This window comes from Kribbella sp. NBC_01510 (assembly GCF_045040325.1).
Lineage (GTDB): Bacteria > Actinomycetota > Actinomycetes > Propionibacteriales > Kribbellaceae > Kribbella.
The window spans coordinates 8,082,449-8,108,778 of sequence record NZ_CP109418.1; the positions used below are offsets into that span (position 1 = coordinate 8,082,449).

Here is a 26,330-nt window from a genome sequence, read left to right on the forward strand (position 1 = left end):
GCGGTCATTCTGCCGCCGATCCGCCCGCGGGCCAGCCGGGTGTCGCCAGGAGGTTGCCGTCAGCAAGGATGCCCAGGCCCTCGTAGCCGGGCAGCGCGTCGAGCACTGCCGGCCACTCCTCTCCCGCCACGAACGCGGCGGTCGCGAGCACGTCGGCGTACTCCAGCGACGGACCGCTCACCGACACCGACAGCCATCGGGACACCACAGGCGCGCCGGTCCGTGGGTCGTACAGGTGCGCGCCTCTGGCCGCCGTACCGCTCGTCGCCACCGCTCCATCGGTCCGGGCCACGGCGGCCACCACACGCCCCGGATCACGCGGGTCCTGGATCCCGATCGTGAACGGATGGTTGCTCGGGCACAGCACCAGTACGTCGCCTCCGGCGTTCAGGCACCAGTCCAATTCGGAGACGGCCCGCAGTCGCTCCCCGGTGCGCTCGACCGCCCAGCCTTTCACCAGCCCCGACGGATCCCATCCGCCACCGGGCAGCTCCGGATCGAACAGCCCGCCGGTCAGGTCGCGGACGCGCTCGCAGCGCTCGGCCACCTCGCGCACCACCGGATCCACGTCGTCCCAGCCCACCTCGCCGCGCGCCAGCCGACTGACCGCGCTGTCAGGCTTGTACGGCGAGAACACCCGATCGGCCTCGACCAGCTCCGCGAAGACCTCCCGCACCGCCGCATCCGCCCGCTCGGAGTCCGCCTGCTCCCCGCGGGCCAGAACGCTGATCGGCAGACCCATGATCTGCTCGACCCAGCTCCGCCTCGCCGTCATGCGGCAACGGTACGACGTGGAGCTCAACGAATCCGCCGACGGCGCCGCCGGCGGACGATCAGCCCCACGACCAGGCCCGAGACGAACAGGCCGAGCAGCACGCCGCTGGCGAGTCCGAGGCGCTGTTCGAGGGCGTGGTACGACGCCCCGGCCAGGTAGCCTCCGCCGGCGACCAGGACGGCCCAGATCACTCCACCGATGACGTTCGCGACGGTGAACGCCACGCGCCCCATCCGGCTCATCCCCGCGATCCCCGGCACGAGCGCCCGGAAGGCCGCGGTCCAGCGGCCGATCAGCACAGCTACCGCGCCGCGCCGGGCGATCAGGTCGAGCGCAGGCCCGATCTTCTCCTCGTGCCGCAGCCGGCGCGGTAGCCGACCGAGCAGGCCGGGACCGTACCGGCGCCCGACCAGGAACCCCACCTGGTCTCCGGCGATCGCACCGACGGCTGCCGCGACCATCACCGCCCACAACGGCAGACCGCCCGCGTGCGCCACCACCCCGCCGATGATCACCGCGGTCTCGCCGGGGACGACCAGCCCGAGGAACGTCGACGCCTCGAGTGCGGGCAACAGAAGCACCGCCGCGATCACCAGCCACGCGGGCAGTCCGGCGAGCCAGTCGAAGATCGCGTTCATGATGACGACATCCCGAGCCCGTGTGCCGACCGGCGCCGGCGACGGATCAGCCGCCACAGTTCGTCCGCGCCCCAGACGATGAAGGGGAAGGCGAGCAGCGGCAGCAGGTAGGAGGCCGGTGGGACGGCCATGCCGAAGATCGACGCCAGCAGGGGTACGCCGACGATCACAGCCGCGAAGACGAGTTCGAACAGGATCCCCCACAGCAGCAGGTGGTTCGAGGTGACTCCGATGGTGCGGAGGGAGGCGTACTGCGTGCGGGCGGCGAAGGCGGTGCCGATCTGGCAGGCGATGATGCCGAGGAACGACATCGTGGTCGCCTGCAGCCAGAGGTGATGGAACGGATCACCGGTGCCGGTCGGATCGCCGAGGCGCCAGCCGCCGGCCAGCAGTGTCCAGAAGAAGGCTCCCATCACCAGCAGTGCCGACAAGCCGCCCAGGAGCCCCCAAGCCCGGGCCAGCATCGTTGCGTTGATCACGCCGTCGCCGCGGCGCCGCGGCGGGCGATCCATCAGGCCGGGTTCGGCCGGCTCGCGTCCGAGGGCGAGGGCCGGCAGTGTCTCGGTCCCGAGGTCGATCGCCAGGATCTGCAGCACCGTCAGCGGCAGCGGGATACGGCCGCCGGAAAGGGCGTAGATCAGGAACGGGACGACCTCCGGAGTCGCGTGGGCGAAGATGTAGACGATGAACTTGCGGACGTTGTCGTAGACCTGGCGGCCGGACTCGACCGCGGTGACGATGCTGGCGAAGTCGTCGTCGGTCAGCACCATCGTCGCCGCCTCGCGCGCGACATCGGTGCCCGAGGCTCCCATCGCGACCCCGATGTCCGCCCGGCGCAGCGCGGGAGCGTCGTTGACGCCGTCTCCGGTCATCGCGACCACGTTGCCCTCGGCCCGCAACGCGTCGGCGATCCGCAGCTTCGCCTCGGGGGAACTCCGGGCGAAGATCAGCTCGTTGCCCTCCGCGAGCAACCGGTCCAGTTCGGCTTCGGTCATCCGGTCCAGCTCCGCTCCGGTCACGACCGTCGTACCCTCGCGACCGATGCCGACCTGCCGGGCGATCTCAGCCGCGGTCAGGCCGTTGTCGCCGGTGACCACGATCAGCCGGATGCCCGCCGCCTGACAGCGCCGGACGGCGGCGGCGACCTCGGGCCGCGGCGGGTCGAGCATCGCCACCACCCCCAGGAACACCAGGTCGCGCTCTGCCTCGACCCGCACGGCCGGCACCGCTGCCGGATCGACAGCTCGGTCCGCGACGCCGATCACCCGCAGACCGCGGCTCTCGAACTCCGCGAACGTCCGGCCGAACTCTGCCCGGGCGGCATCGGTCAGCAGCTCGGTCCCGGACGTCGTCGCGAACTGCGTCGACCGGGCCAGGACCTCCTCCGGCGCACCCTTCACATGCGCGGTCATCGCGTCGCCGGCGCGGTCGACGGTCGACATCAGCCGCACCGAAGGGTCGAAGGCGAAGTGGGCGATCCGGCCCTTCGCCCGCGACCCGACATCCAGGTCCGCGCCGAGCTCGGCCGCCGCCCGCAGCAAGGCCACCTCGGTCGGATCACCGCTGTCGGCGCCGGTCTGATCGTGGGAAGCGTTGGAACACAGGGCGAGCGCCTCGGCCAGCCGCCGGACAGCGCCGGTGGTCGCCGGCCGCAGAGCGACCGGCCCCGAAGGTGTCCACACGTCCGTCACGTGCATCCGGTTCTGCGTCAGCGTGCCGGTCTTGTCCGTACAGATCACCGTCGTCGACCCCAGCGTCTCCACCGCCGACAGGCGCTTCACCACGGCACCGGCCCGGGCCAGCACCCGTACGCCGACCGCGAGCGCCAGCGTGATCGTCGGGAGCAGGCCCTCGGGGACGTTCGCCACCAGCAGGCCGATCGCGAAGTTGAGTGCGTCCGGCACCGACAGGCCGGTCACAGTCACCCCGAGGAGCAGGAACAGCAACCCCGCACCGACCGCGACAGCGGCGATCAGCCATGCCACCCGCTTGACCTGACGCTCCAGCGGGCTGTCCTCGCGCGTGACTCGTTGCGACATCGCGGCGATCCGACCGAGCTCGGTGTGCATCCCGGTCGCGAACACGACCGCTCTGGCCTCGCCAGCGGTGCAGTTCGTGCCACTGAAGGCGAGATCGCCGGCGTCCAGAAGGTTGCCCGAGACATCGGTCACTTCGGCCGAGCGGATCACCGGCACCGACTCGCCGGTCAGCGTCGAGTTGTCGATCTCGACCGCTCCGGCGAACAGCCGGACGTCGGCCGAGATTCGGTTGCCCTCCGCAACGACAACGACATCGCCACGCACCAGGGTGCGCGCCTCGACGCTCTTGGTCACACCGTCGCGGACCACCGTCGCCAGCACCGGCAGGTAGGCGGCCAGCGCCTCGACCGCGCGCTCTGCCTGGCGCTCCTGCGCGAACGCGAGCCCGGCGTTGAGCAGGATGACCACCACGATCGCCGCCCCGAGGACGACCGTACCGCCGACCACCGCGAGGACGGCGGCGAGCCACAGCAACAAGGCCAGCGGGTGGGTGAGCTGCCGGACCAGCTCACCCACCCAGCCACTCCCCCGTCGCCGGGTGAGTTCATTCGGCCCGTACGCCTCCAACCGGCGCTGGGCCTCCCGATCCGTCAGGCCGTCGGGTGTCGTCCGCAGATCACGAAACAGACGATCGGCGGGCTCGCGCGGATCAGTTGCCTGTTCTGTCGCAGGCAGTTCTGTAGTGGTCACCGAACCGTGGCTCCTAGTAGAACGTTCCGGCCGTATCGGCAGGAGCCGTGTCGTTGGCGACGGTGACCAACTCGGTCGTCATCACGTCGGCGACTGTCAACAGGTGACGCATCATGACTCCTCATGCCGGCGGACGATCGCGACCGGCGAGTCCGCGTGGTGCAGGAGGCTCTGGCTGACGGATCCCAGCAGCAGACCGGCGACACCGCCGCGGCCGCGAGAACCGACCACCACCAGCGACGCTGTTGCCGACAGTTCGACGAGTTGTGCGCCGGCCCGGCCCTCGATCACCAAGGCCTGCGCCCGCACGGTCGGGTACCTGTCCAGGTACGGCGCGAGGCTCTCGGCCAGCCAGTTCTTCAGCAGTCCTTGGGTGTTTTCGATCGAATCGGCATGCTGATCCTGCGGATGCCAGCAGTACACGACCTTCAGTGGCTGCCCGGTCCGGGCGGCCTCTTCGAACCCGAAGGCCAGCGCCTGCTCCGACTCCGCCGAACCGTCGGTGCCTACGACGACCGGTCCGGTGCGGCGCTCACCGCGCACCACGACCACCGGGCACGGCGCCTTCGCCGCGACCGACGTCGCCACCGAACCGAGGACGACGGCCGACATCTTGTTCCGTGACCTGGTTCCGACCACCACCATGTCGGCGTTCCCGGCCTCGGTGAGGATCGCGTGCGCCGGGTCGTTGTTCGCGAGCCATCCGGATCCGCCCTCGTAGCCGAGCCGGTCCCGCGCGTACTGCACCGCGGCTTCGACCTCGCGCTGGTACTCCTCCATCGGCATCGGAGGTGGAACATAGCCCTCGACACCGAGCGCCGGCCACCGGCTCAGCTCGTTCAGATAGGCGCGGACCACCCGCACCGCCGCGCCGCGACCCTTGGCCGCCTCGACAGCCCAGTGCAGCGCGAGCCGACTCTCGGGCGTGTCGTCGACGCCTACGAGAATGTACTTGTCCATCGATCTGTTCCCCTCAGTGACTCGGATGCTGGACGAGGATCTCCTTCAGCCCGTCGACGAAGGCCAGCGATTCGTCGTAGCCGCGCTGCCAGATGTTGCGACCGAAGATCAGTCCCAGACCGCCGGCGTCCATCGCCTGCTCGGCCTTGCGGTACATCGCGTCGTCGCCGGCCCTCGTTCCGCCGGACACGAGCACGAGCGTGCGGTTCGCGGACCGCACCACCGAGTCGATCGCCTGCTGCGAGCTGAAGATCTCCTCGTACGGCGGTTTCACGTTGTCGCGCTTGTCCGGATGCGGGAAGTTCACCTTCACCACATCGGCACCGAGTTCACTCGCGACCCGGGCGGCGTAGTCGACCGCGTAGAACGAGTCCGTGCCACCCTTCGACTCGATCGCCGCGCCGCGCGGGTACGCCCACACGATCAACGGCATCCCGAACCGCTCCGCGTCGGCACGGATCCGCCGGTACTGCGCGAAATCCGCTTCCTGTGCGGGCGAACCGACGTAAAGGGTGTAGCCGACCGCGTCCGCACCGAGCCGCACGGCGTCCTCGACGCTCGCGTGCACCGGCGACAGGGCGGCCTCGTCCGACGGGATGTCGGTCTTGCCGTTCAGCTTGAGGATCAGCGGGATCTCGCCGGCGTAGTCCCAGAAGAACTTCTCCGCCAGCCCGATCTGGATCGCGATCCCGTTGAAGTCGCCGGCGATCGCCAGCTTGACGATGTACGCCGGGTCGGACGCCTGCGGATTCGCGAAGAAGTCCCGCGGCCCGTGCTCGAGCCCCTGGTCGTACGGCAGGAACAACGCCGTCCCGTTCCGCAGCCCATGATCGAACAGGATCCGCCGCAACCGAGTCTTCTTCCCGCAGTTCAGTCCGAGTTCACTCAACGGCGCGCGCGTCTGCATGATTGTTCACCTCCTGGTCGAGCCTCCCGGGACCCATGCCCCAAGGCTCACTTCCAATCTCGTCCAGTCGGCACCGCCCCGGCAGAGCCGTCCTACCCGCATGCGCCGGGACCTAGGACCACCCGGGGCCTCGGTTGTCCGGAGGCCGTCCGGGTTCGGGGTCAGCCGTCCTCCTGCTCCTCGGCCAGGTCGCCGACGGGCTCGGACGTGGCCGTGGCCGCTGACCGCGGTGCGCCGATCCGGCGCCGGGAACGTCCGCGCTCGCGCAGGTCGGTGAGCTGCCGCTGGAGCCGGTCGGCCGCCTCATCGACGGCTTCGGCCAGCGTCGCTGCCGCCGCGTGGACATGCACGGACGCGCCGCCCACCACGGCCTCGACCTCGACCTCGGCCGGCGTCTCGTGAGCGGGATTCGCCGCGAGGCTCAGGACGACGTGGACCTGCTGGACGCGGTCCGGCGTACGGCTGACGACGTGCTGCAGCTTGCCGATCGCGTAGTCGGCGCTTTCGTCCGGTACGTGTCCTTGGACCGTCAGTTGCACGGTCGCCGATTGCTGACTCATGGTTTCCCCCTTGTGGCTGTGTAGACGGCTGCCGCGACGAGTAGTCCGCCGAAACCGAGCAGCACCAGCGGCGGCGCAAGCTCTCCCGGGAACCACTCGGTGATCACCGACGGCAGGATGTTGAGCGCTCCGAAGGCGCCGACTCCGAGCAGCAGCAGATCGCGGAACAGCACGGCCAGGACAACGATCGCCAGAACGGTGCAGAGCGCGAGCACCATGCCTGCATCGGCGGGAAGCGTGATAGCCGCCCCGACCAGCATGCCCGCCGCACTGGCGGCGAAGACCCAACGCCGCGGCTTCAGCAGGCCGCGCCAGCCGAGCGCGAACCACACCACGCCCAGCACCCAGACCGGCAGTCCAAGCACCTGTGGGTTGTCGGTCGCCTGCGCGACTGTCGCAGCCGCGGCAACCATCAGAGCGATGAAGAACGCGGCCTGCTGCGGAAAGATCGGTAGCCGCCACCAGAGTGCGGCCGCAAGCGCGGCTGCTCCCGCACTGGACACGAGCAGGATGTCGTCGCCGCGCAGGTCCAGAACGAGGTCGGCGAAGAGGGCGAGAAACGCAGCGGTGGCGGCGGTGGAGAGCAGCCAGAGGACGGACCGAAGGCGGATACTCGTGGCTCCGAGGTGTTTCGGCACCGCCAGTCCGGCGACCAGCAGCAACGCCGCTCCCCCGCTGACAACGCCGAGTTGAGCAACCTCGGACAACGCATCCCAGTACTGGGCGGCGAGAAGTCCGGCGGCCACCAGAACGATCACACCACCGAGGTACGCGAGCGCCTCGATCATCAGCGAGGTGCGATCGCGCTCAGGCGGGCCGACGATCGGCGCGGCCTGAACTGACGACGGCGCCACCGGCTCGACAGGTGCCGGCCGCGCCGAGCTCAGACCGAGGTCGGCGCGCATCCGCTCGGCCTGAGCCCTGGTGATCAGCCCCTCGCCCAGCCAGCGGTCGATCAACTCCGGCCCCAACGGCCGGTGATCAGTCGACGATTGCCTCATACCTTCACTGTCGACTCTCCCCGCAACAGCGGGCAGGGCCGAACGTCCCGTCACCGCGGGCTCGACGGACCTCGACCGTCAGAAGCGGTCGCGGACCATGGTGATGGCTCCGCTCGGGCATTCGGCGGCGCAGAGGCCGCAGCCCTTGCAGAAGTCCAGGTCGATCTCGTAGCCCTGACCGGGGCCGAGCTTGATGATCGCGTTGTCGGGGCAGACGCCGAAGCAGTTGTCGCATTCGAGGCAGTTGCCGCAGGACATGCAGCGTCGCGCCTCGAAGAGCGCGTTCTCGGCGGTCAGTCCGCCCGTCACCTCGTCGAAGGTCGCGATCCGCCGGGCGACGTCGAGCTGGGGCCGTAGGGTCGCCGACGCATCCGCGTAGTACCAGGTGTTGAGCCGGTCGTAACTCGCCAACTCGGGCCGGTCCGGATGGTTGTACGTCGTACCGCGAAGCCAGCCATCGATGTTCCGGGCAGCCTTCTTACCGTGGCCGACGGCAACCGTGACGGTGCGCTCACCCGGGACCATGTCGCCACCGGCGAACAGGCCGGCGTGGCCGGTCATCATCCGGGTGTCGACCTCGACCACACCGTCGGTGATCCGCACGTCCTGGAGATCCTGGACCAGTGAGAGCTCCGCCTGCTGGCCGAGCGCAAGAACGACCGAGTCCGCGTCGAGCTCCTCGAACTCACCGGTCGGCTGCGGGAAGCCGGTGTCGTCCAGCCGCATCTTCTCGATCAGCACCCGATCCTCGCCGGCGTAGACGATCGTCGACAACCAGCGCATCCGAACACCTTCCTCGAGCGCCTCCTGGACCTCGATGTCGTGAGCGGGCATCCGGTCGCGCGTTCGCCGGTAGACCACCACCGCATCGCTGGCTCCGAGCCGGCGCGCCGTGCGCGCGACGTCCATCGCGGTGTTCCCGCCGCCGTACACCGCGACCCGGCGGCCGAGCAGCGGCTCCTCGCCGCTCTCGAGGCCGGCCAGCAACGACACGGCGTCGACGATCCGAGCCGAGTCGCCGGCCGGGATGTCGGCACGACGTCCGACATGCGCCCCGACGGCCAGGAAGACGGCGTCGAACTCGTCGAGCTCCTCGCTCAGTTCGGTGACCGGCGTATCCAGCTCGAGCCGCACGCCCAGGTCGACGATCCGCTGGATCTCGGCGTCTACCACGTCCCGCGGCAGCCGGTACGACGGAATGCCGTAGCGCATCATGCCGCCGGCTTCCGGCGAGTTGTCCCGGACCGTGACCTCGTGGCCGAACAGCGCCAGGTGGTACGCCGCCGACAGTCCGGACGGACCGGCACCGACGATCAGCACCCGCTTGCCGCTGGGCGGCGCCTCGACCGCGACGGACCAGCCCTGCTTGATCGCCTCGTCGCCGAGGAATCGCTCGACGGAGTTGATGCCAACCGGCTCGTCCAGCGTGGCGCGGTTGCACGCGGTCTCGCACGGCCGGTAGCAGACCCGGCCCATCACGGCGGGGAAGGGGTTGTCGACCATGATCTGCCGCCAGGCGGTCTCATAGTCGCCCGCCTCGGCGTGCGACAGCCATTCCTGGATGTTCTCGCCGGCCGGGCATGCGTCGTTGCACGGTGGCATCCGATCGAGGTACACCGGACGTTCCGTCCGCCAGGAGCCGGTCTTGTTCGCCAGGCTCGAGCCCACGTCCAGCGTGATCGCGAACGGCAACGGTCCGTGCTTGATTGCCTCGGGCATCTAACTCACCTCGTCGGGTTCGGTCAGGCCGAAGATCCGGATGTTCCGGTCCGCTTCCGCCTGGATCTTGTTGACCATGTCCTCGCGTGGGGTGTCGCCGAACAGATGCGCGAAGCGTCCCTGCGGTCGCAGGTAATCGGTGACCGGACGGACCCGGCGGATCTTCGTCACGTCGGACACCACGCCGTCGACCGCCTCGAAGACCGGGAAGACGCCGGTCTCCGTGGCCAGCCGGGCGACGCGGATCGTTTCGTCGGAGGCGGTCCGCCAGCCCAGCGGGCACGGCACCAGCACGTGCAGGTAGCGCGCGCCGTGGAACTCCATCGCGCGGCTCGCCTTGTACTCCAGGTCGCGCAGATCCGCGACGGTCGCCGTGGCGACGTACGGGATCCGGTGCGCCATCGCGATCTCCGGAAGATTCTTGCCCTGACCGAACGAGTTGCCCGTCGGGGTCGTGGTGGTCGCCGCGCCATGCGGAGTCGCACCGGACCGCTGGACGCCGGTATTCATGTAACCGCCGTTGTCGTAGCAGATGAACAACACGTCGTCGTTGCGCTCGAACATTCCGGACAGACAGGCCAGCCCGATGTCGACAGTCCCGCCGTCGCCACCCTGCCCGACGACACGTACGTCGGTCCGGCCCTTCGCCTTGAGCGCGGCCGCGACACCGGTCGCCACCGCCGGCGCGTTGCCGAACAGTGAGTGCAGCCAGGGAATCTGCCATGACGACTCCGGGAAGGGCGTCGAGAAGACCTCCAGGCAGCCGGTCGAGTTCACCGCCACCATCTGGTTGCCGGTGGCACGCATCACCGCATCGAGTACGTAGCGGGCGCCGAGTGCCTCACCACAGCCCTGGCAGGCGCGGTGTCCCGAGTTCAGCGAGTTCGTCCGCCGCGTGTCGGCCTGCACGGACTGCTGATCCGGGTCCAGCAGGCGGTTGCCCACCGCGAAGCTGCCGGTCTGGTAGAACTTGATCCGTTGTACTGGCATGATCTGTCCTCTCAGCCTGTCCGGCGCAGTTCGCGCTCGACCAGGTCGCGCTTCAGGTCCAGGAACGTCAGCGGCTCCAGCCGGTCCGCCACCGCGTCGGCGAACAACGCGCGCAGCGACTTCTTCGTGACCGGACGACCGCCGAGGCCGGCGATCACCGTGCAGGGCTCACCGGGCCAAGCCATCCGTACGTCGGCCGCCACGATCCCGCCCATGCCGACCGCCAGCGCCCGCTCCAGGACGACGACCCGCTTCACACCGCGCAGCGCCGTACGCACGGCCTCGAACGGGAACGGCCGGAACGAGGTCACGCCCAGCACACCGATGCTCACGCCCTCGTCGCGGAGCTCGTCCACGGTGTCCTTCACCGTCCCCAGGACCGAGCCGAGGGCGATGACGACCGTCTCCGCGTCCGCGCAGCGGTAGTCCCGGACCAGGCCACCGGAGTCCCGGCCGAAGGTCGCGGCGAACTCGGCCGCCACCTGGGGAATCACCTCGAGCGCCCGCAAGTGCTTGGCGTGCGCCAGATAACGGACCTCCGTGAACGCGTCCGGACCGACCATCGCGCCGATCGACACCGGCTCGTCCGGATCCAGGAGCTGCCGCGGCTCGTACGGGGGCACGAAGCCGTCCACCACCTCCTGGCTCGGAAGGTCGATGCGTTCGACCGCGTGGGTGAGGACGAACCCGTCCATGCAGACCATCACGGGCAGCGACAGCGTCTCGGCGATCCGGAACGCCTGGATGTGCAGGTCGAGCGCCTCCTGGTTGCTCTCGGCGTACAGCTGGATCCAGCCGGAGTCGCGCTGCGACATCGCGTCGCTGTGGTCGTTCCAGATGTTGATCGGGGCACCGATCGCGCGGTTGGCCACCGTCATCACGATCGGCAGGCCGAGCCCGGAGGCGTTGTAGAGCGCCTCCGCCATGTACAACAGACCCTGGCTCGCGGTCGCGGTGTAGGCGCGGGCGCCGGTCGCCGACGCGCCGATGGCGACCGACATCGCGGCGAACTCCGACTCCACGTTGACGAACTCGCACGGCGTCAGCTCACCGGAGGCGACCAGCACGCTGAGCGCCTCGACGATGTGCGTCTGGGGGGAGATCGGATACGCGCAGATCACCTCGGGCCGGCAGCGGGCGACAGCCTCGGCGACACCGCGCGAACCCTCAATCTGTGTGAACACCGGATGCCTCCTCGAGTTGGCTGCGCGCAAGGCCGTAGGCGGCGCGCACGGCGGCGACGTTGCCGGAGGCAACGGAACCGGAGAAGCGGTCCTCGACCACGGTCGTGACCGATTCGAGCTGGACCTGGCCGGTCAGCGCGGCGAAGGCGCCCAGCAGTACGGCACCTGGCAACGGACGGCCCAGGTGAGTCAGGGCCAGCTCGGTCGCCGGGATCGTCATCACCCGCTCCGGCCGGAACCGTTGGACATACGCATCCAGGCCCAGCTCGACGAGCGACCACGAAGTGTTGATGAGGAGGTAGCCGTCGGCACGAAGTCCGGCGAACACCTCCGTCTGGTGTATCAGGCCGGCATCCTGGATGATCACCGCATCCGGTTCCGCCACCGGCTCGTGCGTGCGGATCGGCCGGTCGTCGATCCGGCAGAAGCCCACCACCGGCGCGCCGGTCCGCTCCGACCCGAAGGTCGGGAACGCCTGGGCCTGCCGCCCCTCGGTGAACGCCGCGACGGACAGCAACTCGGCCGTCGTCACCACGCCCTGGCCACCTCGGCCATGGATCCGCACCTCGAACATCGCGTCACCGTTCCCTGGTGTACTGAAGCACCGGAACCGCTCGACCGGGACCGTCGATGGTCACCACGGGCAGCACCCGCGCGCGGACCTCGACCAGGTAGAGGCCGCCGGAGCGACCATCCTTGGCCCATTCGAGTTCCATCGGCCGCTTGAAGTGCTTGTCGGCGATGACCGACCAGCGGGCGAGTTCCTCGATGTCGTCATCGGTCAACACCAGCCCTGACCGTTCCTCGGGGGTGGTCTGAACCACCTCGGTGCCGCGGAGTCCGGCGTACACGGTCTTGGCTCGCTTGGCGCCGCGGTGCTTCACGATCATCGGGCGCGCGCCCGGATGCACGGAGTACTGGTCGGCATCGCCGGAGACCGGCTCCCCCAGACCCCACGCGGCACGGACCCGCACGAAGGTGCTCTCGCCACGGACCGTGCCGGAGCTCCCCAGATCCGCGCGTACCATCCGCTGCACGGTGACCGGCATGGCGGCCACCAGGTGGTCCGGGCCCCGGTGCTCACGGTTGCCAACGGCAACGGCACTGAACAGCGACGCGAAGCACCGGCGGCAGGCCGCGAGCACATCCGCTCCGCTGCGCAGATGCAGGAAGGTCTCGTCGGCCATGTCGTCCTGCGTCTCGGCCGGACTGCTCCGGACCGCCACCTCGGTACCGTCACCGCCCAGGTCCTCGTAGGCGGCGAGGATCTCGTCGCTGACGGCCTGCGGCAGCGATGTGTCCCGGAAGGCGGTCCGGATCGCGGCGGCGACCACGACGAGGTCCCGGCCGGCGCGGTATCTGCGGAGCTCCTGCGCGATCACCGGCCCCAGCCGGCCTTCGCGGACGAACTCCTGGTACGCCGCGGCGGTCACCGCGAAGCCCTCCGGAATCCGGATGCCCTCGTCCGTCAGCTCGGCCAATCGAGCGTTCTTCACGCCGACCTGCTGTGGATCTGCGTCGCCGTGAAGCCAGACGACTCTCTCGCTGTTCATTGCTCCTCCTGTCACAGCGAACCGGCGACGAGCTCGGTCATGTCGACCAGACGGCTGGTGTAGCCCCACTCGTTGTCGTACCAACCGAAGACCTTGACCAGGTGGTCCTGGACCTGCGTGAGCGGGGCGTCGAAGATGCAGGATGCCGGGTCGCCGATGATGTCGTGGGACACGATCGGATCCGTGGTGTAGCGCAGGATCCCCTTGAGCGGTCCGGCCGCGGCATCCGCGAAGACCTGGTTCACCTGCTCGACGGTGACGGCCTCGGACAGCTGCACCGTCAGGTCGGTGAGGGAGCCGTCCTCGACGGGGACGCGCACCGCGACGCCGTCGATCTTCCCGGCCAGCTCAGGGATGACCAGGCCGACCGCACGGGCCGCGCCGGTGCTCGTCGGAATCAGGTTCGTGGCGCCGGAACGCCCGCGGCGCAGATCCTTGTGCGGCGAGTCCAGCAGCACCTGGTCGTTGGTGTAGCTGTGGATCGTCGTCATCAGTCCACGCTCGATGCCGAAGGCCCGGTGCAGAACGGACACCATCGGCGCGACGCAGTTCGTCGTACACGAGGCGTTCGAGATCACGTGGTGAATCGCCGGGTCGTAGTCGTCCTCGTTGACGCCGAGGACGACGGTCACGTCGACGTCCTTGCCGGGCACCGACAGGATCACCTTGCGAGCGCCCGCGGTCAGGTGCGCGCCGGTGGCCTCGCGGGTCCGGAACTTGCCGGTCGACTCGATCACGATGTCGGCCCCGACCGCGGCCCAGTCCAGGCGCGCGGGGTCCCGCTCGGCGGTCGCACGCAGGGTGCGGCCGCCGACCGTGATCGTGTCGTCGGAGTGCCCGACCTCTTCCTTCAGCGGTCCATAGGTCGAGTCGTAGCGCAGCAGGTGCGCGAGTGTCGCGGGTGCCGCGACGTCGTTGATCGCGACCACCTCGATGCCGCTCGACGTCCGCTCGAGCACGCAGCGCAGGTAGTCCCGCCCGATCCGCCCGAACCCGTTGATCCCAACCCGTACGCTCATGATCGACCCTTCAGTCGGTTGTTTCCGTCACTCTCATTCGACCCGCGGGCCGGGGGTCGTCTGCAGAGTCGAAGGTCCCGGCTTCGGCTGCCGGATGACCGCCAGCACGACGGTCAGCGTGCCGAGCAGGAGGAAGACACCCGCGCTCGTCAGGATCGCGATCCACACCCACTGCAGCGCAGGTGCGGTGGCGCCGGCGTCGGCGCGCACGCTCAGTGCCCTGCTGCCGTCCTGGGCCATCACCACGAGCGTCCAGTCGCCGTTCTCGATCGGCCAGGTGATCGTCTGCTCACCCGGACCGGCCGCTTGGACCCGCCAGATGTTCAGGTCGGTGGGCACCACTGACGGCGCCGTGCCGGCGTGATCGGCGTACGTCGTGGTGTTCGGACCGACGGCTTTCACTGTCGTGTACGCGACCCCGGCCAGGTACCGGCGTACGTCGGTCACGGACGCGAGGCCCACGAACACCGGGCCGCCGCTGACCGTCTCGACGCGCACCCGGGCATCACCGAACCACCGGTGCGGCACCGACGCGGCTCCGGCATGGATCGTCACCTGTTCACTCGTCAGTGCGTAGCCGGTCGTGCTCAGCGTCACCTTGTCCGAGGTCACGAAGCCGGCGGAATCACGGCGCGCCTGATCAAGCCAGGCCATCGCTCCCCCGACCGTGAGCCCCAGCAGCGATGCCAGCGTCACCAGGACGCCCACGATCAACGCGATCGTCCGCCCGGCCGACATCCGCGGCCCGGGTTCGCGCCGTGGTGGCGGTGGTAAGAGCCCCGGGTACGGCTCGTCCTGCGGCTCGTCCAGCCTGGTGGTACCTGGATCGTCACCGCCCATGTCCAGGCGGAACGGCGGGTATTGGTCGACCATCAGTCCGGCGTACGCCGCGACCCGCAACACCCAGCGGTCCATGCCGAGCACCAGGTCGAAGACCGGCCGCGGAAAGCGCCCGGTGAACAACAGGGCCACAGCGCCGATCAGCACCAGCAGGCCGACCAGACCGGAGGCCCAGCCCTGCCGGTCCGTCTGCACGGCGAACCAGGTCCCGCCGCCCAGGAAGAATCCGACTACGAGGTAGTGCGGAATCGCGAGCAGCCACGACTTGACCAGCACCAGACCGCGCGACAGGTGCTCCGGATACGCGATCTCCAGATGCGCCGGGTAATCGGGCACGTCCTCCAGGGTGAACGGCGGGTACTTGTCGGTTCCCAGTGCGCCGTACGCATAGAACTGCACCCGCCAGGTCCACCGTAGAACTCCGACGTTGAAGTCGAAGATTCCGCGCGGGTAGCGCCCGGTGAACAGGATGGCGAAGAACGCCACGAAGCTCATCAGGACGAACCCGATCCACAACACCACCAGCACGAACAGGTGCGGGATCACCAGCACCCACTTCACCAGCCACAGCCAGCGATTCAGCCGCTCGTCCATCGCCCCGTCCACGCGGACGGGATACGTCGTCGTACTCATCACGTCCTCCTCACACTCGTCCCTCACTGCCAGCGTCGATCCGTCGTGGCGAGGTCTGCAGAGCCGAAGGTCCCGCTCAGGTCGCGCCTTGGTGCCCTGACCGGACGGCCGGAACCGGCAGACGGTGGAAGTGATGAGTAAGGAGGCAGTCATGGACGAGAAGGTCGTCGATCGGCCTCTTCCGGCCGACAACGACGAGACGCTGCGCAAGCAGGCGGTCGAGGATCTCCGCAAGCGGCACGACCTCGCGGGACACGTCCTCGCCTACCTGACGGTGAACACCTTCCTGGTGGTCATCTGGTACCTGACCGGTGCGGAATTCTTCTGGCCCGCCTTCCCGATCTTCGGCTGGGGTATCGGAATCGTCTTCCACGCGTGGGACGTGTTCTGGCCGCAACCGAGCGAGACCGCGGTCCAGGCCGCGATGGACCGCATCGCGCGCCGTAAGTGACAACAGTGCGGAAGGCCTGCCCCGACCTCGGGGCAGGCCTTCACGCCGTCATTTCTGGCCGTGCAGCCACCGTGGGGCGACTGCACGCCATTCGTTCTCCCATTCCCGTGTGCGGCTGCGGTCCAGCGGGACGCGGGCGAGTCGTACCAGGCCCCAGAGCAGGAGCCAGGAACCGGCCAGCATGAGGAAGCCGGCGGAGGTACCGAAGGCCGAGCTGTCGGCGCCCGAGCGCGGCGTGCGGACGATGTTCCCGGAGTGGTCGAGCCAGATCGTCACCTCGTCTCCGGCCTTCGTACCAATCACGACGCTCGTCATACCCTCGCGGGCGACGCCGTTCGCGTCGACGTAGCTGACCTGAGCCCGCGACATGACGTCGCCGGGTGCGCTCGGTACGGCGGTCGCGGTGTCCTCGAGGGTCGTGGCCTTCACCTCGTGCAGAATCGCTCGCTGCCGGGCGGCCGACTCCTCACTGGCGTTGCTGACGCCGGTGCCGATCGCGGCGGCGACCGGGATCAGCAGCAGCGCAACGAGGAGCCCGCACCACAACACAACCGCCTCGATGCGATCCGACCGGCGGCGCAACGGATTCTTCCCGAACCCCAGCCGGCGAGCCTGCCTGAGCACCCACAGCTCCCCCGACCGCTCCTTGCCGGTGTTCATGACAACCCCCTGGTACGGCGCGGTTGGACGCAGGGGACCGGCTCTCCGGACCGGAACCGTCTTGATGACGGCGGATCTCGTGGCCTCCGGCCACCTCTCCTGGGTCCGCTCCCGGCGAGCCGGTGGTTTCCCTGCATTTCAAGATTCGCCCAGCCCCGGCGCCATGGTCAGGGCCCAAGGTCCCGACCTCCGGGACCACCCGGCCCATCCCCCGGCACGCTGTCAGTCGCGGATCAGGACGTCCGCGATCGGACGGCGGGGAGTCGGTGGGACGGGTGGACCGTAGCCGAAGCGGATCACCGCCTGGGGACGCTGCCAGGGACCGAGCGGATCGTTGATCTGCCACCGGAGGCCCTCGTGCTCGATCGCCTGATTGAGCAGCGATGTCGAGACGCCCTGTGCGGTCGCCTCGAGCAGCACCCGTTCCAGTGCCTGGCCGGCCCGGAGCCACTCGATCGGTCCGTCGTACCGGGTCGCCAGTACCGCGAACTGTGGTGCCCGCTCGAAGTCCGCCACCGGCCGCAGCTCGTCGGCCCCGGTGGCGGCCAGATCACGGACGACCGGATCGCCGCCCGCGACCCGGGGGCCGAGCGCGCCCGACGGCACGCCGTCGTCCGCCCGGTCGCCACCGACCCACCGGCGCCGCTCCGCCGTCCGGCCGCGATCGTCGTCGTCCGCGGTCATCGCGTCAGTCGTTGCCATCCGCAACCACCACCGCATCGGCGGCCGATCGAGCCATTGCAGCACGGCGCCCTCGACCCGCGCACTCAGCCCGAGTTCCGCACGGACCTGGTCCGGAACCCGCACATCGCTGAACGGCTCCCGGTTCGTCCGGCGTTGCGCGAGGTACGGCGCCAGTCCGGCCATCTCTCCGATCAGCGGCGCATCGAGCTCCACCACCGCGACGAGATCCGGGCGGCGCTGGTCCATCAGGTGACGAACTGCCGAGCCCATCCCGAGCGCCGCCGCGGCCACTCGCAGATTGAAGATCGACGCACCCAGCGACACGTACAGCATCCGCCGCGACGGATCCTCCGCCGGGAGTTCGCGCTCCCGATCCCGGTGCACCTCGACCGTCGGCCCGGCGAACCGGAACCGCCACGGCTGGGTGTTGTGCATCGACGGCGCCGCCACCGCGGCCCGCAGCATCGCATCCCGATCCGCGTCCGTCACTGCCTGCGTGTCTTCCATCGTTCTCACCTCAGTGGACATAGGCCTGGAGTTCGCTGATCAACGCGGTGAGCACGACCTTCGCGTCACCGAAGAGCATCGCGGTCCTCGGGTTGGTGTACAGCTCGTTGTCGACCCCCGCGTAGCCGTGGCCGAGCGAGCGCTTGACGACGATCACGCTGCGCGCCTTGTCGACGTCCAGGATCGGCATCCCGGAGACGGCGTTGCCGGGCCGGCGCGCGGCCGGGTTGGTCACGTCGTTCGCGCCGACCACGAGCACGACGTCGGTCGCCGGGAACTGGGGATTGATCTCGTCGAGGTCCTTCAGCTGCGGGTACGGCGCGTTCGCCTCGGCCAGCAGGACATTCATGTGACCGGGCATCCGGCCGGCCACGGGATGGATCCCGTAGCTCACGTCCACACCGTGCTCGGTGAGGGCCTCGGCCAGCTCGACCACCTCATGCTGAGCCTGCGCCGCTGCCAGGCCGTACCCCGGCACGATCACCACCTTCGCGGCGTACGCCAACTGCAGAGCCGCGTCGTCGGCGGTGACGGACCGTACCGTGCCCGTCGCCGCGACCAGTGGCCGGGACTGCTCGTCACCGGTGCCGAATCCGCCGGCGACGATGCTCAGCAGCGACCTGTTCATCGCGACTGCCATCAGCTTGGTGAGGATGCCACCGGCCGCGCCGACCAGTGCGCCGGCGATGATCAGCGGAGTGCTGCCGATCACGAATCCGGCCATCGCCACCGCCGTACCGGTGCACGCGTTCAGGAGCGAGATGACCACCGGCATGTCGGCTCCACCGATCGGCAGAGTCATCAGTACGCCGAGCGCCAGCGCGGCGACCGTCAGCACGACGAGCGTCGTCCCCGCACCGAGATGCGCGGTGTACAGGTAGCCGGCCGTGACAGCGATCAGCCCGAGCAGCAGGTTGATCACTCGACCACCGCGGAAGGTGAGCGGCCGGCCTGGCACGAACCCGGCCAACTTGCCCGCGGCGATCAGCGAGCCGGAGAAGGTCACGCCGCCGATGAGCACGTCCAGGGAGGTCGCGAGCGTGGTGCTGATCGGCCGGCCGGCGGAGCCGGGCAGCGCGTCCGCGAACGCGATCAACGCAGCCGCACCACCGCCGACGGCGTTGAACAAGCTCACGAGCTGCGGCATCGCGGTCATCTTCACGCGGCGGGCGGCGACGAGCCCCGCGCCGGCGCCGACGGCCACCCCGGCAGCCAGGACGATGGCCGCGGTGGCCGTGATCGTCCGGTCATGAACCAGTACGACGACCGTCAGGCCGACCGCCACCGCCATTCCCAGCGCGGACAACTGGTTGCCGCGCCGCGCGGTCGCGGGCGAGTTCATCAGCTGCAGGCCGAGCACGAAGCAGACCGCTGTGGCCAGGTAGAGCAGATGGGTCGTGGTGTCGAAGACGGTCATCGCCCGGCCCTCGCCTTCGGCTTGGTCCGGAACATTTCGAGCATCCGGTCGGTGACGACGTATCCGCCGACGACGTTCGCGGCGGCGAAGACGGCCGCAACGAACAGCAGCACGTAGCCCACCGTGGTGTCGAGGCTCGCGGCAACGATCATCACCCCGACCACGACCACGCCGTGGATGGCGTTGGATCCCGACATCAGCGGCGTGTGCAGGGTCGCCGGGACCTTGGTGATGACCTCGAAACCGACCAGCACGCTGAGCACGAAGACCGTGAGGTCCGCCAGCAGCACAGGTGTCATGACAGTGTCTCCTTCGGTTGCACGATCTGGCCGTCCTGACAGACCAGCAGACCGGCGGTGATCTCGTCGCCGCGATCCAGTACGACGGAACCGTCGTGGATCAGGTGGCCGAGCAGCGCGGCGACGTTGCGAGCCCAGGCAGCCGAGGCGGCCCGCGGTACCTGGGCCGGCAGATTGCCGGCCCCGAGCACCGTGACGCCGTTCGCTGTGACGTGGCGGCCATCGGGAGTCGAGCCCGCCACGTTGCCGCCCAGCGGGCCGGCCGCGAGATCGACGACCACGGAGCCGGACGCCATCGCCGCGAGCGCAGCCGCCGGAACCAGTTCGGGTGGGCGATGTCCCGGCACCTGCGCGGTGGTGATGACGATGTCGAAGGCGCCGATCGCGGCGATCATGGCGCGCTGCTGATCGGCTTGCTCCTCGGCGGTCAGCGCGCGGGCGTAGCCGCCCTGGCCACTCGCCGAGACGCCACCGAGGTCCAGCACCGAGGCACCGGTCGACGCGATATCGGACCGCGCGGCCGCTCGGACGTCGTACCCCGTGACCAGCGCGCCCAGGCGGCGCGCCGTACCGATGGCCTGAAGGCCGGCGACTCCCCCGCCGAGCACCAGGACCTTCGCCGGGCGGACCGTGCCCGCCGCGGTCATCAGCATCGGGAAGAACCCGCCGAAGGTGTCCGCGGCCAGCACTGCGGCCTTGTAGCCGGCCACGTTGGCCTGTGATGTGAGGACGTCCATCGACTGGGCCCGGCTCAGTGTGCGGGGCAGTCCGTCGAAGCTGATTGCAGTCACCTTCGTATCCGCGAGGTCGCCCGCGGTGAGCAGTGGCTCGAGGAGCCCGATCAGGAGCTGACCGGCCCGGAGCAACGTGCGGTCCGCCGGTGGGTGGATCACCACCACGACGTCCGCTTGCGCGTAGACCTCTTCCCCGGTCCCGATGCGCGCGCCGGCCGCGACGTACTCCTCATCATGGAACCACGCCCCCCGGCCGGCGCCGGACTCGACGATCACGTCGAGACCGGCGCGGTGCAGGCGGGCCGCCACGTCGGGTGTCAAGGCCACCCGGTTCTCCCGGGGTTCGGTTTCGGCCGGGCAGCCGATCAGCACACTCATGGGTTCAGCTCCTCACGAGAACTGGAAGACGACCCGAGCCGGGATGTCACCCGCGAGTACATCGGCGATGGACTGGTTGACGTCGTCGAGCTTGCGGTCGACGGCGATGACCCGGGTCCGGCCGGCCGCGTGCAGGGCGAACACGTCGGCGAGATCGTTGCGCGTGCCAACGATCGAGCCGATCACGGTCTTGGCGTTCAGCACGGTGTCGAAGATCGGCAGGCTGAGCGCGCCGTTGTCACCGGGCAGAGCCACGCAGACGAGCCGCCCGCCGCGACGCAGCGACCGGAAGGCCTGGTCGAACGACTGCGGGTTCGCCGCGAGGGCGACCGCGACGTCGGCGCCACCGAGCGCCTGGATCGCCTCGACGGGATCGGTCTTGGCGGCGTTCACCACATGGTCAGCACCGAGTTCGGTGGCCATCTTCAGCTTGGAGTCCTCGATGTCGACGCCGATGGTGATCCCGCCGGCGATCCGCGCGTACTGCAGGGCCAGGTGCCCGAGTCCGCCGACGCCGAAGATCGCCACAGTCTCGGCCGGGGCCACGCCGGCGACCTTGATCGCCTTGTACGTCGTGACTCCGGCGCACGTCAGCGGTGCGGCATCACGCGAGGAGATCTCGTCGGGCACGAGTGTCGCGAAGGCCGCCGGGAGTACGGCGTACTCGGCGAAGCTGCCGTTGACCGAGTAGCCGGAGTTTCGTTGCTCCAGGCAGAGCGTCTCCCAGCCGCCGATGCAGTACCGGCACTTGCCGCAGGCGTACCCGAGCCAGGCGATCGCGACCCGGTCACCGACCGCACGGTCGGTCACACCGGCGCCCAGCTCCACCACCACACCGATGCCCTCATGGCCCGGGACGAACGGCGGGGTCGGCTTGACCGGCCAGTCCCCGTGCGCCGCGTGGATGTCGGTGTGGCACAGCCCACTGGTCTCCATCCGGACGAGTACGTCCCCTGGTCCGGGCTCGGGAATCGGCACCTCCCGAATCTCCAGAGGTGCGGAGAAGTCGGTGACAACTGCTGCCTTCATGGTCGTCCTTTCAGGTTGCACAGGTTGTGGATCGGGTGACGAAATGGCCGCTGAGCCCAGCCGGGAGCGAGAACCCCTCCGGTCCACCGGGCGCGACGTCAAGCTCGAACGTGACCTCGCCCCAGGCGTGGTCCAGCCGCCGGTCGATGTAGAACGGGCTGCCCTCGATCTCCCCGAGAAGCACGTCCCCGGGGCCGATCAGGAACTCGCCATCCGGGTAGCACATCGGCGTACCGCCGGCACGGCCATCGCCGGACTGGACGAACATCACTGGAGCGCCACGACCGGCGCTCAGGTGACGGATCGCCTGGCGCGCGGCCGTGGTGGCCGTGATACGGACAGTGGGCATCCGATCCTCCGATCCTTACCTCGATGAGTCCGTGCACCTAGAGCGAACCCCGGCTCGGTCGACCCCCGTAGGGCCTAAAGACCCGTCCGCCCGGACCGATCGGCCGATGCGGAAGGCGCCGCGTGCAGCCCATGCTCGAAGCAGATCGGCTCCGGAGGTGGACCGTGCATCAGCTGCACTCGAAGGTCGTGCCCGTGCCCTGGGCCCGGCGGCTCGTGATCGATGCCGGCCGGGCCGCCCAGCGCCGCCACGCCATTCACGGCCTGTTCGAGGTGGACGTGACCTCGGCCCGCGGAGCGTTACGACGGCACCGGGAGACCACCGGTGAGGATCTCTCGTTCACCGCTTTCGTGATCGCGTGCGTGGCCCGTGCGGTCGCCGCCGACCCAACAGTCCAGGCGTACCGCGACCTGCGCGGCCGGGACGTGATCTTCGATCAGGTCGACGTCGGCCTACCCGTCGAGGTCGACCTCGACGGGAGTCCGTTCGCGTTCACCCATGTCCTGCGCGATGCCGGCAGTCGCACGGTGCAGGAGCTGCACCGCGAGATCCGCGACGTCAAGGTGAATCCCCACCTCAGCCCGTCGGTCCGCAAGGAACGGTGGGCACGCGCCTATCTGATCCTCCCCGGCTTCGTACGCATCCGTCTGCTCGGGATGCTGCACCGGTTGCCGCAGCGCCAACGGGCGCTGGCAGGAACCGTCGGTGTGACAGCCGTCGGAATGTTCGGCGCCGGTGGCGGCTGGGGCATCGCGTTCCAGCTCCACACACTGAGCATCGTGATCGGCGGCATCACACGGCGTCCGATTCTGTTCCAGGGCCGGCTGGTCGAGCGTGAGTTCCTCCAGCTGACCATCAGCGTGGACCACGACGTGGTCGACGGCGCGCCCGCCGCCCGGTTCGTCGCGCGCCTGCGCGATCTGCTCACAGCTGCCGAGGAGATCGGTCTGCCGGAGACGGCAAGGAGATCAGCATGAGACACCCGCCAGTCGTGGCCGGCATCGACGGGTCGCCGGCCGACCAGATCGCGATCAGGTGGGCGACAGCCGAGGCCAGGTCCCTGCGCACTCAGCTTCGCCTGATCCATGCCATGCAGCCCGGTGATTCCGCGTCCGAGGCCGGTGACGTCGTCTACAAGGCTCTCGCCTTGGCCCGCGAACTCGCGCCGGCCGTCGACGTCGATCCGCGGATCGAGAACGGCCCGCCATCGACCATCCTGGTGAAGGCGTCCGGTGACGCGAAGCTGGTGGTCATCGGCAGCCGTGGCCTCGGCCTGATGGCCGGCGCACTCCTCGGCTCGACCGGCCTCGATCTCGCCGCGAACGCCCGCTGCCCGGTGGTCGTCGTACGACCGGATCTCGGGACTGAGGCCGGCATCCGGGTGGTCATCGGGTACGACGGTTCGTCCGCGAGTCAGACCGCACTCGACTTCGGCCTGGACTACGCCCGGCGCCATGGCCTCGCCGTCCGCGTCGTCGCCGCCCAGCCCGCCGGCACCCAGCTGCACCGGATCACCGAGGCCGAGCTCCGCGACGCGGTGCACGCGCGCGGTGGTCACGACGCCGAACTCATCCAGATCACCGGCCACCCCGCCGAACACATCCTCCGCCTCGCCGCCGACGCCAACCTGATCGTCCTCGGCGCCCGCGGCCGCGGCGGCTTCGCCGGCATGCTCATCGGCTCGGTCAGCCAAACCGTCCTCCACCACGCCGACTGCCCGGTCGCCGTCATCCCCGCCGCCGCCACCGGAGGCTGATCCCCATGACGACACATCCCGCCACCACACCCGTGACTTCCAACCCGGTGTGGCGCGCGATCCACTGGGGCTTCGTGTCCCTGTTCGCCTCAGGCGCCTGCGTCCACGTCTACCTGGCCCTGACCACCCCCGACTCCTACCGCCCCTTCGCCGACGGCGCCTTGTTCGGCTGGGTGTACGACGGCTGGCAGAACATCTTCATGGCCGACCCGACGCTGTGGGCCTTGCTCCTCGCTGTGGCGGAACTGACCATCGCCGTACTCCTGGTCAAGAGCCCGCGCGCCGGGTACGTGGCGGTCATCGCCTTCCATCTGGCCCTGATGTGCTTCGGCTGGGGTTTCTGGCTCTGGTCCGTCCCCGCCCTCTGCTTCGCGATCCCGGCAGCCCGCCACGCCTCCCGGGCCGCCCGGTAGCACTCAACGCGCTCAGATGAAGATGATCTGGGCGCCGTCGGTCTTCTCGATGAAGTCGGCGGCGCTGATGATGCCTTCGACGTCGTCGGAGAGGTCGGACTCGTCGAGGTGCATCATGTCGGCAGACATCCGGCAGGCCCAGAGATGACCGCCGGAGGCGACGATCTGCTCGAGGAACTCCGGTACGTCGGGGACGCCGATGTCGTGGATCTGCTTCTTCATCTGGTGCGTGGCCATCGCGGTCATGCCGGGCAGGCCGCCGAGTCCTTGTGGCATATGGGTGGCGGTGTTGCCGAGCATGGTGAACTTCAGGTCGTTCATCCGCGACTTGGTGATCATGTCGAAGCCCCAGAAGGTGAAGAACAGGTGCGTCTCCACACCTTCGCCCAGTGCGGCGTTGGCCAGGATCAGGCCGGGGTAGGCCATGTCCAGGTTGCCCTTGGAGCAGATGATCGCGAGCTTGCGGCCTTCCGTCGCCTCATCCCCGAAGTCAGGAACGATCAGCGGCATGCTGTCGATGGTGGTCATCACATTTCCTTCTTTCACACACAACCGCGGGGCTTCGGCAGGCCGGCGACGTACGCCATCTTCTTGGCCGGTTTGCCGGGGAACAGGACGAACAGCTGCTTGATCGGGATGCCGGCCAAGGTCGACACCCGGCGCAGGGTGGCGGTCTCCCCGTGCGACGGGTAGTCCGTACGCAGGAACCTGATCGCCTTCCAGTGCTCGTCGGTGAGCTCGATGCCGATCCGGCTCGCGAGTTCCACCGCCAGATCCTCGGTCCATTCGCCGTAATCCGTCAGGAATCCTTCGGAATCGACATGAATGGTGATGTCGCCAACGCTGACGACGGTCATGGTCGGACCTCCTCGTCCGGTCGGTGTTTGCCGGTCATGGACATCCGGGCCGGCACCGGCAGCCGGCGGCCTGGCAGCAGCAGATGCCAGTAGATCCAGCGGAACGCGACCTTGCCCCAGTGGTTCGCTTTCGTCTCCCGGAGCAGGGACAACGGTCCGAATCCCAGCGGGAAGTGCCCGGGCAGCGGTTCCGTGTCGTAGTTGAAATCGATCAGCAGGGCCTTGCCATCGCCGGTCTCGACGAAGCAGTTGGCGTGCCCGTCGAACCGGTGGGTCATCGCGCGGCCTTCGACGTACTGGCAGAAGTTCTCGACCAGGATCTCGCTGGAGAAGTGCGCCACCGAGCCGGCCTTCGAGGTCGGGAGATCGTTGGCGTCGCCAACGGCGAAGACGTCCGGATGCGCGGTGGACTGCAAGGTGTGCTTGTCGACCGGTACGTAGTTGAGCTCGTCACCGAGACCGGACGCGCCGATGAAGTCCGCGCCCATGTTCAGTGGCACGGTGACCAGCAGGTCGTAGCTGATCTCGCGGTCGTCGTAGCTGACCAGGGTCTTGCGCTCGGCGTCGATGCGCTCCACCAGGAAGTCGGTCTCCACCGCGATCTTCCGCTCGTCCAGCAACCGTCCGAGGTACCGCGACGCGATCGGCTTGGTGAAGGCGCCGTCCAGCGGCGTCACGTAGACGATCTCGACCTGGTCCCGGATGGCCTCGCGGCGGAAGTAGTCCTCGGCCAGGAAGGTGAACTCCAACGGAGCCACCGGGCACTTGATCGGCTGCTCGACGACGTGCACGACCAGCCTGCCCCCGGGGAAGTCCCGCAATGCCTCGCGCAGCGCGAAGGCGCCGTCGTAGGTGTAGAAGTCATGGATGCTGCGGTGCCACTCCGGCCCGAGCATTCCGGGAGTCTGATCCGGCCGCGAGCTGGTACCGGTCGCGATGACGAGGTAGTCGTAGCAGACCACTCCCCCATCGGCGAGCCGGACGGCCTTCTGCTCCGGATCGACAGCGGAGATCTCACCGATGATGAACTGGATACCCTTCCTGAGCAGGCTCCGCCGTGGTCGCAGCACGTCCGCGGCCTGATCGCGCCCGAACGGGATGAACAAGAGGCCCGGCTGATACAGGTGGTCGCGATCGCGGTCGATCACCGTGATCCGCCACTCGTCGCTCGCCAACCGGCGCCTCAGCTTGTTGGCCACCGTCGTACCAGCGGTACCGGCACCGAGAATCACCAACCGCCTCATCACCATCACATCCCTTCGTGTGCCGGCCCGGCCTGGTGAACCAG

At 69.1% G+C, this 26,330-nt stretch carries 28 protein-coding genes; 4 read left to right on the top strand and 24 right to left on the bottom strand.

Going from position 1 to position 26,330, the window contains the following annotated elements:
- Positions 1 to 4: 4 nt before the first annotated feature.
- The 14 genes from OG558_RS39535 to OG558_RS39600 all read right to left on the bottom strand — a co-directional run bounded on the left by OG558_RS39535 (position 5) and on the right by OG558_RS39600 (position 15,508).
- Positions 5 to 775, bottom strand: a complete 771-nt coding sequence (locus OG558_RS39535; RefSeq protein WP_405067598.1) for an FAD:protein FMN transferase — start codon at positions 773 to 775, stop codon at positions 5 to 7.
- Positions 776 to 798: 23 nt separating this feature from the next.
- Positions 799 to 1,413, bottom strand: a complete 615-nt coding sequence (locus OG558_RS39540) for a VTT domain-containing protein (RefSeq protein ID WP_329478832.1) — start codon at positions 1,411 to 1,413, stop codon at positions 799 to 801.
- Positions 1,410 to 4,142 carry a cation-translocating P-type ATPase gene (locus tag OG558_RS39545; protein ID WP_405067599.1) on the bottom strand — a complete coding sequence of 911 codons (2,733 nt, stop codon included), beginning with the start codon at positions 4,140 to 4,142 and terminating at the stop codon, positions 1,410 to 1,412. The genes OG558_RS39540 and OG558_RS39545 overlap by 4 nt, the downstream gene beginning before the upstream one ends.
- 111 nt (positions 4,143 to 4,253) lie before the next feature.
- Positions 4,254 to 5,102, bottom strand: a complete 849-nt coding sequence (locus OG558_RS39550; protein WP_329478837.1) for a universal stress protein — start codon at positions 5,100 to 5,102, stop codon at positions 4,254 to 4,256.
- Positions 5,103 to 5,115: 13 nt separating this feature from the next.
- Positions 5,116 to 6,009 (bottom strand): fructose-bisphosphate aldolase, encoded by an 894-nt coding sequence (locus tag OG558_RS39555; RefSeq protein ID WP_329478839.1) that lies wholly within the window; start codon positions 6,007 to 6,009, stop codon positions 5,116 to 5,118.
- A 161-nt stretch (positions 6,010 to 6,170) separates the two neighbouring features.
- Positions 6,171 to 6,569 carry an HPF/RaiA family ribosome-associated protein gene (locus OG558_RS39560; RefSeq protein ID WP_405067600.1) on the bottom strand — a complete coding sequence of 133 codons (399 nt, stop codon included), beginning with the start codon at positions 6,567 to 6,569 and terminating at the stop codon, positions 6,171 to 6,173.
- On the bottom strand, positions 6,566 to 7,570 hold the full coding sequence (locus tag OG558_RS39565) for a DUF2157 domain-containing protein (RefSeq protein ID WP_405067601.1): 1,005 nt from the start codon (positions 7,568 to 7,570) through the stop codon (positions 6,566 to 6,568). The genes OG558_RS39560 and OG558_RS39565 overlap by 4 nt, the downstream gene beginning before the upstream one ends.
- 78 nt (positions 7,571 to 7,648) lie before the next feature.
- Positions 7,649 to 9,289: an NAD(P)-binding protein gene (locus OG558_RS39570; protein WP_405067603.1), complete on the bottom strand. Its 1,641-nt coding sequence runs from the start codon at positions 9,287 to 9,289 to the stop codon at positions 7,649 to 7,651.
- A complete protein-coding gene (locus OG558_RS39575; protein WP_405067604.1) occupies positions 9,290 to 10,279 on the bottom strand; it encodes a thiamine pyrophosphate-dependent enzyme in 990 nt (329 codons plus the stop codon).
- An 11-nt stretch (positions 10,280 to 10,290) separates the two neighbouring features.
- Entirely contained in the window at positions 10,291 to 11,463 is a 1,173-nt protein-coding gene (locus OG558_RS39580) for a transketolase C-terminal domain-containing protein (protein ID WP_405067605.1), read from the bottom strand.
- Complete coding sequence (locus tag OG558_RS39585) at positions 11,447 to 12,037, bottom strand: 2-oxoacid:acceptor oxidoreductase family protein (RefSeq protein WP_329478851.1); 591 nt, start codon at positions 12,035 to 12,037, stop codon at positions 11,447 to 11,449. The genes OG558_RS39580 and OG558_RS39585 overlap by 17 nt, the downstream gene beginning before the upstream one ends.
- A gap of 4 nt (positions 12,038 to 12,041) precedes the next feature.
- Positions 12,042 to 13,016, bottom strand: a complete 975-nt coding sequence (locus OG558_RS39590) for a PEP/pyruvate-binding domain-containing protein (protein WP_405067606.1) — start codon at positions 13,014 to 13,016, stop codon at positions 12,042 to 12,044.
- Between the two features lie 11 nt (positions 13,017 to 13,027).
- Entirely contained in the window at positions 13,028 to 14,035 is a 1,008-nt protein-coding gene (gap, locus tag OG558_RS39595) for a type I glyceraldehyde-3-phosphate dehydrogenase (protein ID WP_329478855.1), read from the bottom strand.
- Positions 14,036 to 14,068: 33 nt separating this feature from the next.
- Positions 14,069 to 15,508, bottom strand: coding sequence for a DUF4389 domain-containing protein (locus tag OG558_RS39600; protein ID WP_405067607.1), 1,440 nt, complete (start codon positions 15,506 to 15,508; stop codon positions 14,069 to 14,071).
- 151 nt (positions 15,509 to 15,659) lie between these two features.
- On the opposite strand from OG558_RS39600, the gene OG558_RS39605 reads away from it, so the two are divergent.
- On the top strand, positions 15,660 to 15,959 hold the full coding sequence (locus OG558_RS39605; protein WP_329478859.1) for a 2TM domain-containing protein: 300 nt from the start codon (positions 15,660 to 15,662) through the stop codon (positions 15,957 to 15,959).
- Positions 15,960 to 16,007: 48 nt separating this feature from the next.
- Here the strand turns inward: OG558_RS39605 and OG558_RS39610 are convergent, their stop codons facing one another.
- The 7 genes from OG558_RS39610 to OG558_RS39640 form a co-directional block, all read right to left on the bottom strand.
- Complete coding sequence (locus tag OG558_RS39610; protein ID WP_405067608.1) at positions 16,008 to 16,619, bottom strand: hypothetical protein; 612 nt, start codon at positions 16,617 to 16,619, stop codon at positions 16,008 to 16,010.
- Positions 16,620 to 16,841: 222 nt separating this feature from the next.
- The gene (locus tag OG558_RS39615) at positions 16,842 to 17,810 is read right to left on the bottom strand and encodes an Acg family FMN-binding oxidoreductase (protein ID WP_329478864.1); all 969 of its coding nucleotides are present in this window, start codon (positions 17,808 to 17,810) and stop codon (positions 16,842 to 16,844) included.
- Between the two features lie 10 nt (positions 17,811 to 17,820).
- A complete protein-coding gene (locus OG558_RS39620) occupies positions 17,821 to 19,227 on the bottom strand; it encodes an NAD(P)(+) transhydrogenase (Re/Si-specific) subunit beta (RefSeq protein WP_405067609.1) in 1,407 nt (468 codons plus the stop codon).
- Positions 19,224 to 19,526, bottom strand: a complete 303-nt coding sequence (locus OG558_RS39625) for an NAD(P) transhydrogenase subunit alpha (protein ID WP_329478869.1) — start codon at positions 19,524 to 19,526, stop codon at positions 19,224 to 19,226. Before OG558_RS39625 ends, OG558_RS39620 begins: the two co-directional genes overlap by 4 nt.
- The gene (locus tag OG558_RS39630) at positions 19,523 to 20,638 is read right to left on the bottom strand and encodes an NAD(P) transhydrogenase subunit alpha (protein WP_405067610.1); all 1,116 of its coding nucleotides are present in this window, start codon (positions 20,636 to 20,638) and stop codon (positions 19,523 to 19,525) included. The genes OG558_RS39625 and OG558_RS39630 overlap by 4 nt, the downstream gene beginning before the upstream one ends.
- 12 nt (positions 20,639 to 20,650) lie before the next feature.
- Positions 20,651 to 21,667, bottom strand: coding sequence for a zinc-dependent alcohol dehydrogenase (locus tag OG558_RS39635; protein ID WP_405067611.1), 1,017 nt, complete (start codon positions 21,665 to 21,667; stop codon positions 20,651 to 20,653).
- Positions 21,668 to 21,677: 10 nt separating this feature from the next.
- Positions 21,678 to 22,016 (bottom strand): DUF779 domain-containing protein, encoded by a 339-nt coding sequence (locus tag OG558_RS39640; protein ID WP_405067612.1) that lies wholly within the window; start codon positions 22,014 to 22,016, stop codon positions 21,678 to 21,680.
- A 164-nt stretch (positions 22,017 to 22,180) separates the two neighbouring features.
- On the opposite strand from OG558_RS39640, the gene OG558_RS39645 reads away from it, so the two are divergent.
- Genes OG558_RS39645 through OG558_RS39655 form a run of 3 tightly spaced genes read left to right on the top strand, consistent with a single transcriptional unit; the run spans position 22,181 to position 24,185 of the window.
- Positions 22,181 to 22,993 (top strand): 2-oxo acid dehydrogenase subunit E2, encoded by an 813-nt coding sequence (locus tag OG558_RS39645; RefSeq protein ID WP_405067614.1) that lies wholly within the window; start codon positions 22,181 to 22,183, stop codon positions 22,991 to 22,993.
- Positions 22,990 to 23,772, top strand: a complete 783-nt coding sequence (locus OG558_RS39650; RefSeq protein ID WP_405067615.1) for a universal stress protein — start codon at positions 22,990 to 22,992, stop codon at positions 23,770 to 23,772. The genes OG558_RS39645 and OG558_RS39650 overlap by 4 nt, the downstream gene beginning before the upstream one ends.
- Before the next feature lie 5 nt (positions 23,773 to 23,777).
- Positions 23,778 to 24,185 carry a hypothetical protein gene (locus OG558_RS39655; RefSeq protein WP_405067616.1) on the top strand — a complete coding sequence of 136 codons (408 nt, stop codon included), beginning with the start codon at positions 23,778 to 23,780 and terminating at the stop codon, positions 24,183 to 24,185.
- A gap of 12 nt (positions 24,186 to 24,197) precedes the next feature.
- On the opposite strand, the gene OG558_RS39660 is transcribed toward OG558_RS39655, so the two are convergent.
- The 3 genes from OG558_RS39660 to OG558_RS39670 are packed head-to-tail and all read right to left on the bottom strand — an operon-like array spanning position 24,198 to position 26,286.
- Positions 24,198 to 24,713 (bottom strand): DsrE/DsrF/DrsH-like family protein, encoded by a 516-nt coding sequence (locus OG558_RS39660; protein WP_405067617.1) that lies wholly within the window; start codon positions 24,711 to 24,713, stop codon positions 24,198 to 24,200.
- A gap of 14 nt (positions 24,714 to 24,727) precedes the next feature.
- Positions 24,728 to 25,042: a TusE/DsrC/DsvC family sulfur relay protein gene (locus OG558_RS39665; RefSeq protein WP_405067618.1), complete on the bottom strand. Its 315-nt coding sequence runs from the start codon at positions 25,040 to 25,042 to the stop codon at positions 24,728 to 24,730.
- Complete coding sequence (locus tag OG558_RS39670; protein WP_405067619.1) at positions 25,039 to 26,286, bottom strand: NAD(P)/FAD-dependent oxidoreductase; 1,248 nt, start codon at positions 26,284 to 26,286, stop codon at positions 25,039 to 25,041. The genes OG558_RS39665 and OG558_RS39670 overlap by 4 nt, the downstream gene beginning before the upstream one ends.
- Positions 26,287 to 26,330 lie beyond the last annotated feature (44 nt).